The sequence below is a fragment of the Paenibacillus sp. FSL E2-0190 genome (assembly GCF_037992965.1).
Taxonomy (GTDB): Bacteria; Bacillota; Bacilli; order Paenibacillales; family Paenibacillaceae; genus Paenibacillus_AQ; species Paenibacillus_AQ odorifer.
This window is the reverse complement of sequence record NZ_CP150306.1, coordinates 6,658,606-6,670,959: the sequence shown is the minus strand read 5'-3', so window position 1 is coordinate 6,670,959 and position 12,354 is coordinate 6,658,606. Positions and strand designations below refer to the sequence as shown.

The 12,354-nt window shown below is 44.0% G+C and carries 10 protein-coding genes; 8 read left to right on the top strand and 2 right to left on the bottom strand.

Translation table 11 applies throughout. The annotated features are described in order from the left end of the window. The first annotated feature begins 4 nt into the window (after positions 1–4). Complete coding sequence (locus tag NST25_RS29335; RefSeq protein WP_076182005.1) at positions 5–973, top strand: Gfo/Idh/MocA family oxidoreductase; 969 nt, start codon at positions 5–7, stop codon at positions 971–973. A gap of 76 nt (positions 974–1,049) precedes the next feature. Here the strand turns inward: NST25_RS29335 and NST25_RS29330 are convergent, their stop codons facing one another. Then, positions 1,050–1,733, bottom strand: coding sequence for a CidB/LrgB family autolysis modulator (locus NST25_RS29330; RefSeq protein ID WP_076123999.1), 684 nt, complete (start codon positions 1,731–1,733; stop codon positions 1,050–1,052). Beyond that, entirely contained in the window at positions 1,727–2,101 is a 375-nt protein-coding gene (locus NST25_RS29325; RefSeq protein WP_340393038.1) for a CidA/LrgA family holin-like protein, read from the bottom strand. The genes NST25_RS29330 and NST25_RS29325 overlap by 7 nt, the downstream gene beginning before the upstream one ends. Positions 2,102–2,212: 111 nt before the next feature. Between NST25_RS29325 and NST25_RS29320 the strand changes: the two genes are divergently transcribed. The 7 genes from NST25_RS29320 (at position 2,213) to NST25_RS29290 (ending at position 11,963) form a co-directional block, all read left to right on the top strand. Then, positions 2,213–3,142 (top strand): LysR family transcriptional regulator, encoded by a 930-nt coding sequence (locus NST25_RS29320; RefSeq protein WP_340393036.1) that lies wholly within the window; start codon positions 2,213–2,215, stop codon positions 3,140–3,142. 114 nt (positions 3,143–3,256) lie between these two features. Then, entirely contained in the window at positions 3,257–3,526 is a 270-nt protein-coding gene (locus NST25_RS29315) for an aspartyl-phosphate phosphatase Spo0E family protein (RefSeq protein ID WP_076099698.1), read from the top strand. Between the two features lie 164 nt (positions 3,527–3,690). Beyond that, the gene (locus NST25_RS29310) at positions 3,691–5,088 is read left to right on the top strand and encodes a DNA-binding protein (protein WP_076105042.1); all 1,398 of its coding nucleotides are present in this window, start codon (positions 3,691–3,693) and stop codon (positions 5,086–5,088) included. Between the two features lie 345 nt (positions 5,089–5,433). Continuing rightward, on the top strand, positions 5,434–5,880 hold the full coding sequence (locus NST25_RS29305) for a MarR family transcriptional regulator (protein WP_076124352.1): 447 nt from the start codon (positions 5,434–5,436) through the stop codon (positions 5,878–5,880). After that, a complete protein-coding gene (locus NST25_RS29300) occupies positions 5,873–7,633 on the top strand; it encodes an ABC transporter ATP-binding protein (RefSeq protein WP_076123992.1) in 1,761 nt (586 codons plus the stop codon). The genes NST25_RS29305 and NST25_RS29300 overlap by 8 nt, the downstream gene beginning before the upstream one ends. Next, on the top strand, positions 7,630–9,525 hold the full coding sequence (locus tag NST25_RS29295) for an ABC transporter ATP-binding protein (protein ID WP_076182009.1): 1,896 nt from the start codon (positions 7,630–7,632) through the stop codon (positions 9,523–9,525). Before NST25_RS29300 ends, NST25_RS29295 begins: the two co-directional genes overlap by 4 nt. A gap of 212 nt (positions 9,526–9,737) precedes the next feature. Continuing rightward, entirely contained in the window at positions 9,738–11,963 is a 2,226-nt protein-coding gene (locus NST25_RS29290) for an MMPL family transporter (RefSeq protein WP_339188815.1), read from the top strand. Positions 11,964–12,354: the final 391 nt, after the last annotated feature.

Here is a 12,354-nt window from a genome sequence, read left to right as displayed (position 1 = left end):
TAATATGACAATAAAAGTGGGTATTGTGGGTACAGGTTGGTTCTCTAAGGTACATGCTGATTTGCTGGCAGGGATGGCTGATGTCCAGTTGCAGGCAGTTTGTGGAAGCAGTAAAGCCAAAGGCGAAGATATGGCACGTCCATATGGAGCTGCTGGATATGGTGATATTACAGAGATGTTGGATGCGGAGAAGCTTGATGCTGTTTATATCTGTGTGCCTCCACAATCTCATGGTGCGATTGAACGTTCATTAATCAAGAGGGATATTCCTTTTTTTATAGAGAAGCCGCTTAGTATGACTACTGAAATTCCTGCCAGCTTGCTGCAAGATATTAAAGAACATAATTTATTGACCTCGGTAGGTTACCATTTCCGCTATCAAGAGAATGTTAAAAGGCTCAAGGAAACACTACGTGGTGACAAGATCGGTATGGTCATGGGCCAGTGGATGGGCGGCATGCCGGGCGTAGCTTGGTGGCGTGATCAGGAGCAATCCGGAGGACAGTTCACCGAGCAGACCACTCATATCGTCGATTTGGTGCGTTATCTGGCAGGAGAGGTAAAAGAAGTATACGGCATGTTCGGAAATCGAATTATGCATGAGCAGCATGAAGGTGTGAGTGTAGCCGATGTAGGTACCGTATCTCTGAAGCTTGAGAATGGAATCATAGCTAATATTTCAAATACATGTGTCCTGCCTGATCCGGTAGGAAGTGTAGGTCTTAGTTTCTATAATGATCGGGGATTGCTGGACTGGAACCCGGATCGTCTCTTGGAAGTGCGAAGTGGCAATAGCACCGAATTTGAAAACACAGGAAATCCATATTTAGTGGAAAGTGAAGCTTTTCTGTATGCTGTACGGACAGGAGATCGTTCGCGTATTCTCAGTGACTATGAGGATGGATTCAAGACGCTTAAAGTAACTTGTGCGGCTTACGAGTCCGCACAAAGTGGACTTCCGGTTAAATTCTAAGTTTGGATTCTTAAAAAAAGGACATGCCGCCTTAGATGTGCTAAAGAGACATGTCCTTGGCTCAAGCTGGGTTAGCCTAGTGGAGGAATATTGCGAGTAAAGCTGGCGCCACACCTATGGATAACAGCGCGGACAGAATCATCGCAATACTGGAGATGGTTCCGGTCAGTGAACTAAGCTCGAAGGCCTTGGATGTTCCTGTACCATGCGCAGCGGTTCCCAGCGATACACCACGCGCGATTTCATTGTCAATGCGGAAGATGCGGAGTACTGTAGGGCCCATCATTGTACCGAGTATCCCGGTAATGATGACGAAGACTGCAGTAATACTCGGTACACCGCCGATACTTTGCGAGATGCTCATAGCGATCGGTGTAGTCACCGAACGTGGAACCAGACTGGCTGCCAGATCGCCGCTGACATGCAGCCATTTGGCGAGCAGAATGGAAGAGATCACCGCTGTTATCGTCCCTGACAGCACGCCTGCCGCAATTTCGGCGGCGTGCTTTTTGAGCACCTTGAAGTTTTTATGCAAAGGGATTGCAAAGGCCATAGTTGCCGGTTGCAGCAAATCCGTCAGCCATTTGCCTCCCGCATTGTAAGAATCATAAGTAATGCCTGTGATGAGTAAGAAGATAATCATAAGTACGGGTGTAATGATCAATGGAGAGGTGTACACTTTGCCACTAGAAGCATAAATGCGTTTCGCCAGTAGATATACAGCAACCGTAAGACCGAAGAATAATAGAGCGTTTAACATGATCCTTTCCGCTCCTTTGCTTTGTAAATTCTACTGGTAAGTAATCCGGAACTGGCCATTACAACAATCGTACCCAAAATGACCACCGCGAGGATTCGTAAACCATCAGTTTCCAGAATATTGGCGTATTTCATTACGCCGATAGCAGATGGAATAAAGAACAGCAAGAGCTCAGCCAGTAGCCAAGAAGCACCAACTTCAACCCAATTCAGATGAATGACACCAAACTCAAGCAGAAGAAACAATATAATCATTCCGAGTATGCTTCCGGGAATAGGGATATGCAAAAATGGGGTTACAGCATTGATTAGTAATGAGAATAGGGTGAGTCCCGCTACCTGCAGCAAGCCTATAATAATCTTTTTCATAAGGCTTCGCTCCTTTCATGATAATGAAAGTTTACATCAATTGTTTTCATAGGTAAAATGAATAGATTGAATAAATGACATTCCTTTTGTCTATGGATCGGAGGTTGGAAAATGGATATCAGACAATTAGAATATTTCGTCCAAGCAGCACGAATGAAAAGCTTTACTCGGGCTGCCGAATCCTTATATATTTCACAACCTACGATCAGTAAAATGATCCGGAATATGGAGATCGAGCTGGAGGCTGATTTGTTTTACCGTGAAGGGAAAAGTGTCCGGCTTACAGATGCGGGGGAAATTCTGTTCACCAAAGCGCAAAATATCGTGGAGTCGTTCGCCAGCTTGTCTTCTGAGCTGGATAGCTTACGAAATTTGGAGCAGGGCCACATCCGCATCGGTCTGCCTCCAATGGTAGGAGCGAGCTTTTTTCCTTCGGTGATTGGTCAATTTCATAAACGTTATCCGCAGGTTACTATTCGTCTGCATGAGGATGGCGCGAAAAAAGTGGAGGAAGATGTAGAAACGGGCTTGTTGGATATCGGAATGGTTGTGCTGCCTGTAAATACAGCCAAACTTCATTGCTTCACCTTTGTTGAAGAGAAGCTGAATCTTATTTTACCTGTTGGACATAGATTGGCCGAGGCAGACCTTGTTCCGTTAAGTGAACTAGCCGAAGAGGAGTTTGTGCTGTTCCGGGAGGATTTTACGCTGCATGATCGGATTATTACGGAATGTGTGAAGGCGGGATTTCAGCCTAAGGTTATCTATGAGAGCTCCCAATGGGACTTAATTAGCCGTATGGTGGCTGCCGGAATGGGAATCGCATTGCTGCCAGAAACCATTTGCAAGGATATGGATCGTTCACGATTGGTCGTTGTGCCTTTGACGGATCCGGTAATTCCGTGGCAGCTTGCTATGGCGTGGCGTAGAGACCGTTATTTATCTTTTGCGGCACGCGAATGGATTGCTTTTGCAAAGGGACTTTTGCGAGAACAGTATCCAAATGAGCTCCCTGACGAACTTGCGGAGGACTCTGAATAAGTAGTAATTCCGTTTTTGTTAGAAGCTCTACAATTTTTCTTTTTTTTGAAAATATGTTTTTTGGTATCATGACTTATGATAGGAGAAGATGTTGATAGAGAGAAGGAGAGAGATGTGACACAAAATCCAAATTCCTCCAAGAATAATCATAGAAAAGATTATAAAGAAGATGAGCTACTTGTAACTATAGAGAGTCTTAGATGTGAATTGCTGGAGGTTGCAGAGCAACGCAGTCTTAGTGACCGTGCTGTTCTAGAGCTCAGTGAGCGATTAGACAGCTATATTTTGCTGGCACAAAATAAGATGATGGAAAATTTGCGCAACCGGAAAGCCGGCATTACATCCTATAGTAGAAGTTCCAAAACCGCCATCACTGTTAGCTAAACTACCAACAACATAGAATTATAATACTATGAAGATGTTACTGATCTAGAGGAGCGTATTAGGCTCCTCTATTTGTCGTACAATCTATTTGTTGTACAATCCATAACTTTCACCTATAATGTCAATTAATAGAATCTTTTCAAGTCAAACTTTGGGGGTGCCGAGTGGAGGGAAAGTTAACAACTATACGCTCAGAAATTGAGAAAAATTTGTCCCGCTCCGGCCATAATCTCGCCTCATTTTCAAAAATTTGTGGCCTGAATCGAGGCAGCCTCAGTGCAATTCTGCATGGAAATCCGCCGAAGCCTATGTCCTTGGGACAAGTAGATGCAATTATAAAAGCCTTTGGTTTTCCAGAAGGTTGGTTATATCCTCTGTATGTTGATGAATGCTTCAATGATGAGAAGGTCTCACGCCGTAGAGTGGAGCCTTTTTTGATTCGTTGTGCTGAATTGGGCAAACAGAATTGCATTGATGAAACTATAAGCAGATTATTAGAGTCTACCAAGCCGCTGGATATCATTTATTCTGTTGCTGATAAATTATTCAATAAAGGCAAAGTTCAGGAATCCATGTTTTTTTACAAGATTGTAGTAGAGAACGAGTCGGATAGTTATAGTGAACGTCTCGCGATCAGTCATTATCGTAATTTTAAATTTTTGCAAACACTTGATATGGAGGAGAAGCTACGCGCAGTCATTAGCTTTAGTCCTTTTAGGGGGCGCCTTCCGGAAAATTTGCAATTAGATGGTTTATTGATGCTGACACAGCTATGTTTCGCCCTTCGCAGATGGGAAGAAATGGAGATCTATGCTGATGAGTTGAGAGCTTTAGCCAATGCAGTTTACCGCCAAGAACTGCGGAGGAGCGGAGACAAACGAAGAGAAGAACTCTGTACGGAACGTCCGCTCGTTGTTTATTATGGACACGGATATTTGCTTAAAGCAATTTCGTTGACGAAGCAAGGTCAATATGAAGCGGCGAAGAAATATACCGCTGGTTATGCAGACTTAGGCTGGTTTGAGATGTTGGATGAAGTAGGCCAGCAAGCTGTAGAACAATTCCGATTATTTGCAGTTGGGAACAGTTTCACACTGGAAATGTTGGAGGGAAACGTAAAGGTTGTACCGGACTATGTAGCTTTTTTGGCTGAGCACCCCGGAGAAATATTGCCAGGACTCATTATTATTATGGAATCGGCTAATCATTACAGATTTTCTGTAGACGATGTGCTTAAACGTTTTGCACGGGAAATGTTACGATTTGAACAGTTTGAAGATCCCATTAATATTGACCGATTATATCGGTTGTACTATCAAATAGCCATGTATCTAATAAACAATGGACAATATATTACGGGTGTAGACTATATCATACAGTCTTTAGAGTTATCTATTAAGACTAATAATGGGATAGACTTCATTAAGTGCGTGACCTTGTTTGAGACCAATAGGGACTATGCAACTCTGAATCAACAGGAGAAATACAGAAAGCTGATAAGGGAGGTGAGAAAAGATGAAAAAATCACTATTGATGATGGCAGGCATTTTAGCATTGTTTAGCTTCATCATTATCGGCCCAGTTGGTTCCGGAAGTAACGGACCAATCACAACTTATGAGCACGGAGCAGGATTCTAAAGGTTATCCTTGGCAATATTCTATATACAGATACATATACGCATAACTACTCCCTTGCACTCGTGCTGGGGAGTTTTCTTTTTCGTAATAATTGATAGCGCATTCATAATTTGACAAAGCAATCTGGCGAAAATATAATTAGGTAGCCTAAATAATATAGTGTTTAATAATTAGTTGACCTAACTAAAATAGAGGTGAAGGAAATTGGGATAAACGGAGGAAATACAGAAAATACTGAAAATTCAGTCGCACACGGGCTTTTTGCGGCGATGAAACGCCTGCACAAAGCTCAATGGCAAAAGGGCGTTGAGGGCCACAAGCCAAGTGAGATGACTTTAATGATATGCATTGAAAAATGGAATCATTCTGATGAAGAGGGTCTCAAGGTGTCTGAAATCAGCCGACTACTTGGATTCACTCCTCCTACCATCACGCAGCTGATTAACAGTCTTGAAGCGAAACAGATGGTGGAAAGACGCGCGGATCCTTCAGATCGAAGAGTTGTACGCGTGAAATTAACGGAAAGTGGAAAAGAACTCACACGAAAAGCAGAACATTATCGTGATGTGATGCTTGATAAGCTTGTGCAACACTTAGGCGAAAAAGACACTAAACAGCTCACAGAGCTATTGCTTAAGGTACATGAATACGTTGAGGATAATCCACCACCTGATTGGGATAGGCTACAAATGAACGGAGATGAGAAGCTTGATTAAATTATTTAAACAACTGAAGCCTTTTAGGGTAGCTATTGGTGCTGTATTAATCCTTGTATTTTTGCAGTCCATGGGCGATTTATACCTTCCTACACTGATGTCCGACATCGTCGACAAAGGGATTGTTCAAGGAGATCGCGCTTATATTTGGAAAATAGGTAGTTTCATGCTCCTGGTTGCAGGTGGCGGTGCTTTATGTTCGGTAATTGCCAGTTACTTATCGGCAAAAGTAGCAGCCGGGTTTGGTAAACTCACCCGTGCACGAGTATTTAACCATGTAGAAAATTTTACGCTGCATGAATTCGATAAGCTGGGTACAGCTTCCTTGATTACACGTACAACAAATGATATTACACAAGTTCAAACGGTACTTACTATGATGTTGCGCATGATGATCGGAGCACCGATGATGATGATTGGTGGTATCATCATGGCAGTATCTGAAGATGCTAAATTATCATTGATTTTTGTAGTCGTTATTCCTGTACTTGTAGGGGCGATCTTCTTTATTGGGATGAAGGGTCTGCCACTGTTTAAAGCCATTCAGATTAAGCTTGATAAATTAAACCTGGTGCTGCGTGAGCATCTGACAGGTATTCGTGTTATTCGTTCTTTTAACCGGATTGATCATGAGAATAGACGTTTCACTGAAGCTAACCGTGATCTTACGGATACAGCTATCAAGGTCAATAAAATTATGGCCGGCCTGATGCCGCTGATGATGATTGTAATGAACTTTTCTATGATTGCTATTCTTTATTTTGGTGGAATACGAATTGGTGATGGCGACTTGCAAGTTGGGTCCCTGATGGCATTTATCCAATATGCAATGCAAATTATGTTCTCTCTGATTATGGTATCGATGATGTTCGTGTTAATTCCGCGTGCTTCAGCTTCAGCCGTGCGTATCAATGAGGTACTGGATATGCAGCCTGAATTTACAGATCCTACTGAGAGTGAACTGCATACAACAGCTCAAGCTACTAAAAAAGACGGACGCGATTCTTTGCGTGGTTTTGTTGAGTTTGAGAATGTATCTTTTTCCTATCCAGGGGCAGAACAGCCTGCACTTTCGAAAATTAGCTTTAGTGCTCGTCCGGGTGAAGTTACCGCAATTATCGGGGGTACCGGATCGGGTAAATCTACACTGCTTAGCCTGATTCCAAGATTCTATGATGTTAATGAAGGTGCTGTACGCGTAGACGGAGTGGATGTACGTGAGATGACACAGGAAGAGCTGCGGAGCAAAATCGGTTACATCCCACAAAAAGCAGTATTGTTCTCGGGTACGATTAATGAGAACATCCGCTACGGTAAAGAGGATGCTACGGATGAAGAAATCATTCATGCATCTAAGGTGGCTCAAGCCTACGATTTCGTATCCGCGATGAAGGATGGGTTTGACTCGGAAATTGCTCAGGGCGGGAATAACGTCTCAGGTGGTCAGAAACAGCGGTTGTCCATTGCTCGGGCGCTTGTGAGAAAACCTGAGGTTTATCTGTTTGACGATAGCTTCTCAGCTCTTGATTTCAAGACAGATGCCAAACTTCGCGCGGCTCTCAAATCTGAAACTACGGAATCCACCGTATTGATCGTAGCTCAACGGGTTAGCACCGTTATGGATGCGGACCGGATTATTGTAATTGATGAGGGTGAAATTGCTGGAATGGGCACTCACCGTGAACTGCTCGAGAGCAGTGATGTGTACCGCGAGATCGTATCCTCGCAGCTGTCAGAGGAGGAAATAGCATGAGTGAACAAAACAGAGAACATAAACCTGCAGCTCCCCGCGGCCATAAAGGCCCGGGTGGACCGGGTGGTCCTGGAATGAGGATGCCGGCAGAAAAAGCTAAAGATTTTAAAGGTACACTTCGTCGCCTAATCAAATACTTGCGCCCACGTATGGTTCAATTGATTATTGTACTAATTATGGCGATTGCCAGTACGGTGTTCAGTATCTTCAGTCCAAAAGTTATGGGTAAAGCTACAACCAAACTGTTCGAAGGTGCTTACGGCAAACTGATGGGTGTAGAGGGTGCCTCCATTGATTTTGGATATATTAATGATATTCTGATCCTGCTCGCGGGATTGTATCTGCTTAGTGCTCTGTTTAGTTACATTCAGCAGTATGTAATGGCTGGTGTAGCGCAGAAGGTAGTTTATGACATGCGTGAGCAGATCAACAGCAAGCTGGAGCGTTTACCTTTAAAATATTTTGACTCCCGTACACACGGGGAAATTCTTAGCCGTGCTACGAATGACGTGGATAACATCAGTACCACGTTGCAGCAAAGTTTAACGCAGCTAATTACTTCAATCGTCACTATTATTGGTGTTATTGTGATGATGCTTACCATCAGCCCATGGCTGACGTTAATCACGATTACTACGTTGCCACTCAGCTTTATTGTGATTATGGCGATCTCTAAACGTTCGCAGACTTATTTTGTGAGACAGCAGAAATCGCTTGGCCAGTTGAATGGTCATGTAGAGGAAATGTATACGGGGCACCGGATTATTAAAGCTTTCGGCCGCGAACCGCAGTCGCTTAAAGATTTTGATGAAATAAATGATAAGCTTTATGATTCTGGCTGGCGGTCTCAATTTATGTCAGGTATGATTATGCCGCTTATGATGTTTATCGGTAACTTGGGTTATGTGCTTATCTGTGTTGTGGGTGGTATTTTTGTTACTAAAAAAATGATTGATGTCGGGGATATCCAAGCCTTCATTCAATATTCACGTCAGTTCACCCAGCCGATTGCACAAACGGCTAATATTGCTAACATTATTCAATCCACCATTGCTTCCGCAGAACGTGTATTTGAACTTCTGGATGAAGAAGAGGAAGTTAAGGAAGTTAATAGTACACTTGTGAAGCTTGATGAAGGTGCTCCGGAAGGTTCCGTTGAGTTCCGTCATGTGAAATTCGGCTATAAAGAGGATGCTATTCTGATTGAGGACATGAATATTGAGGTTAGTCCAGGTCAGACTATAGCGATTGTCGGTCCTACTGGTGCTGGTAAAACCACTTTGATTAACCTGCTGATGCGCTTCTACGAGCTTAACGACGGGGAAATTATCATTGATGGCGTCAACATTACCGACATGAAACGGAGTGACCTACGTAGCAAGTTTGGTATGGTGCTTCAGGATACCTGGCTCTTTAACGGTACGATTCGTGACAACATTGCTTACGGTCGTGAAGGTGCATCTGAAGCTGATGTGGTGCGGGCTGCCAAAGCTGCGCATGCCGATCACTTTATCCGCACACTTCCGCTTGGCTACAATACGGTGTTAAATGAAGAAGCTTCTAATATTTCACAAGGACAGAAGCAGTTGATTACTATTGCTCGCGCTATTCTGGCCGATCCATCGATCCTTATTCTTGATGAAGCAACGAGCAGTGTCGATACACGGACTGAATTGCTGATTCAAAAAGCGATGAATGCGCTGATGCAAAACAGAACAAGCTTCGTTATTGCCCATCGTCTCTCGACGATTCGTGATGCGGATCTCATCCTTGTCATGAATCAAGGTAGTGTAATCGAGAAAGGCAACCACGAAGAACTGCTGGCCCAAGGCGGATTCTATGCGGATCTCTATAACAGTCAGTTCTCTGAAGGAGATTTGGACGTAGGCTAAATTGAAGTGAAGAAAAAAGTATAGATAACCCATAAACCCCTCTTTTCACATGTTGCTGATTTTTTATGTGAAGAGAGGGGTATTTTATATGTGATGATGTGTTTTAATTTTTCTGAAAAATAAAAAAAGTTTGATTAAAAATTAAAGCATATATATGATAGAATAAAAAATGACCCGCGGCTCATTTTTAAGGCTGCAAGGTAAAGGAGAGGATGAAGGGAATGTCAGGCTACGGAAAATGGGTGGCAGGAAAAAAGACGAAGTGGATTACTCTTCTCGTATGGATAGTGCTTGTAGGTGCACTTACCCTGTTATGGCCTGCAGTGAATTCTCAGGTTGCTAATAATGCGCCTAACCTCCCAGATGATTCACAATCGGTACAGGCAGCAGCTATTGCAGAGCAAGAATTCCCTAGTGGAAGTGGAGTGCCTGCGCTGCTCGTATGGCATAGAGAAGGTGGGCTTTCACAAGATGATTTAGTACATATCACTGCTGTGTACAAGAAGTTGGAGCAGCAACCATTGCCCCATCAGAATTTTGTTCCCCCATTAGGACAACTGCCGCCACAGGCATTACAAGCCTCGTTATCTGAGGATCTTAGTACGCTGGTAACCCCGGTGCTTTTTGATAAAACAGCAGATAGTGATCAGCTTGGCGAAGCTGTGACAGAAATGAAGAAGATCATAAACACAGAGACGGGTGGAGACCCCTCCGCGGCTAAGGTGGATGGAAAAGACCTGAGTTTACGTGTTACGGGTCCAGTGGGCATCTCCATAGATGCTTCAGGCCTGTTTCAGAACGCAGACGTTTCCTTGTTAATTGCTACGGTTATGCTTGTGCTGGTGTTCTTATTGGTGATTTATCGTTCACCGATCTTGGCTTTTATTCCACTTATTGCGGTTGGATTCGCTTATGGTGTAACTAGTCCGATTCTTGGAAAAATGGCGCAAGAAGGCTGGATCACAGTGGATTCACAGGCTGTCTCGATTATGACTGTTTTGCTATTCGGAGCTGGTACGGACTATTGCCTGTTCCTGATCTCACGGTTCCGGCAGTTGTTGAAGGTAGAAGAGAGTAAGAGTCGTGCGCTTCTTCGCTCCATTACCGAATCTTCAGGCGCCATTGCTATGAGTGGCTTCACCGTCGTGCTCGCGCTGTTTGCGTTATTGCTGGCTAAGTATGGAGCTTATCATCGTTTTGCCATTCCATTTAGCGTATCTATCTTCATCATGGGAATTGCCAGTCTAACCCTCGTACCAGCACTGCTGGCAATCTTCGGACGGACCTCGTTCTTCCCATTCATTCCGCGCACACCGCAAATGGAGGTAGAACGGGCTAAGGCTAAAGGCAAACCTATTCCGGAACCCAAAGTTTCCCGTAAAAAAGGAATTGGTGGTTTGGTAGTAACCCGGCCTTGGGCTATCGTAGGTGTGACCGTTATCGGACTGGGGATTTTGGCTTCATTCTCCAGTGGCATCAAATTTACGTATGATATCCTATCCTCTTTTCCTAAAAATATGGAGTCCCGCGAAGGTTTCGACCTTATTGGCAAACAGTTCTCTCCCGGAGAATTAGCTCCAGCGAAGCTGATTATTGATACCCAAGGAAAAGCGAGCGGAGAGGATTTAAAGGTCATTCTTGGCGGACTCACCTATGTGGACACGGTTTCCGATCCGCAGCAGGGGGCAGTAAACAAAGATATTGTTGGTTTTGATATTGAATTTAAAAGCAATCCATATTCACTAGAAGCGATGGGTCATATTCCTACCCTTCTTGCTACCGCAGAGCAGGCATTAATCGATGTAGACGTTGCGAACCCTGCGGATCACGTGTGGCTAAGCGGGCAGACGGCGACACAGCATGACACTAAAGAGATTGGAGATCGGGACACCGATCTGATTATCCCCGTGGTGATCGGAATGATCACCGTACTGTTGTTGATATATCTGCGTTCAATAGTGGCCACCATCTATCTGGTCGGCACCGTTATTCTCTCCTTTTTCTCAGCGCTTGGCTTAGGTTGGATTATCATTCACTATGTGATGGGAGCAGATGCTATTCAGGGAGCGATCCCACTGTATTCCTTTGTTTTCTTGGTGGCACTTGGAGAAGACTACAACATCTTCATGATCTCGAATATCTGGAAAAAGCGTAAAACCATGCCGCTTAAGCAGGCTATCGCGGAAGGAGTGAATGAGACCAGCTCGGTAATTACCTCTGCCGGCCTCATTCTGGCAGGTACATTTGCTGTATTGGCAAGCTTGCCGATTCAGGTGCTTGTGCAGTTCGGTATCATCACCGCTCTTGGTGTTCTGCTGGATACCTTCGTGGTTCGGCCGTTCCTTGTACCAGCTATTACAACGCTCTTTGGCCGTTGGTCGTTCTGGCCGGGTAAACATCAAGAGGTGGAGACCCCTCAGCCAGATGTAAGTAAATAATGAGTTTATAAACAAACAGGGATGTCTCAGAGCCATATTGGCTCCGGACATCCCTGTTTGTTTTAGGCTTGGGCACAGGACATCGCTGGATAATAGCGCTGCTTGTACCAACTAACTGAACAGTATCTATTAGGCTAATCAATCAGTCAGCTGGACGATAATTACTCTAAGTTTTTACTGTAGCAATTAGCATTTAGAAGCGATAACTGTGTTAATTAGCGGCTGATTCTCTTAGCCCAGTGGTAGAAGACAATTAGGTGGCTGTATCAATAATAGTCAATTAGCTCGTAGCACCGGTTACCTAGCAGTAATAGTCAATTAGTTAACTGTACTTATCGGGCTACCATTCCGTACACACTGCTGGTTCAATCTAGCTACTGCTCTGTTTGGG

Excerpts from the sequence above, each read along its gene's own strand:
- NST25_RS29335 (WP_076182005.1), top strand. The coding sequence starts at position 5 with ATGACAATAAAAGTGGGTATTGTGGGTACAGGTTGGTTCTCTAAGGTA.
- NST25_RS29330 (WP_076123999.1), bottom strand. The coding sequence starts at position 1,733 with ATGTTAAACGCTCTATTATTCTTCGGTCTTACGGTTGCTGTATATCTA.
- NST25_RS29325 (WP_340393038.1), bottom strand. The coding sequence starts at position 2,101 with ATGAAAAAGATTATTATAGGCTTGCTGCAGGTAGCGGGACTCACCCTA.
- NST25_RS29320 (WP_340393036.1), top strand. The coding sequence starts at position 2,213 with ATGGATATCAGACAATTAGAATATTTCGTCCAAGCAGCACGAATGAAA.
- NST25_RS29305 (WP_076124352.1), top strand. The coding sequence starts at position 5,434 with ATGAAACGCCTGCACAAAGCTCAATGGCAAAAGGGCGTTGAGGGCCAC.
- NST25_RS29295 (WP_076182009.1), top strand. The coding sequence starts at position 7,630 with ATGAGTGAACAAAACAGAGAACATAAACCTGCAGCTCCCCGCGGCCAT.
- NST25_RS29290 (WP_339188815.1), top strand. The coding sequence starts at position 9,738 with ATGAAGGGAATGTCAGGCTACGGAAAATGGGTGGCAGGAAAAAAGACG.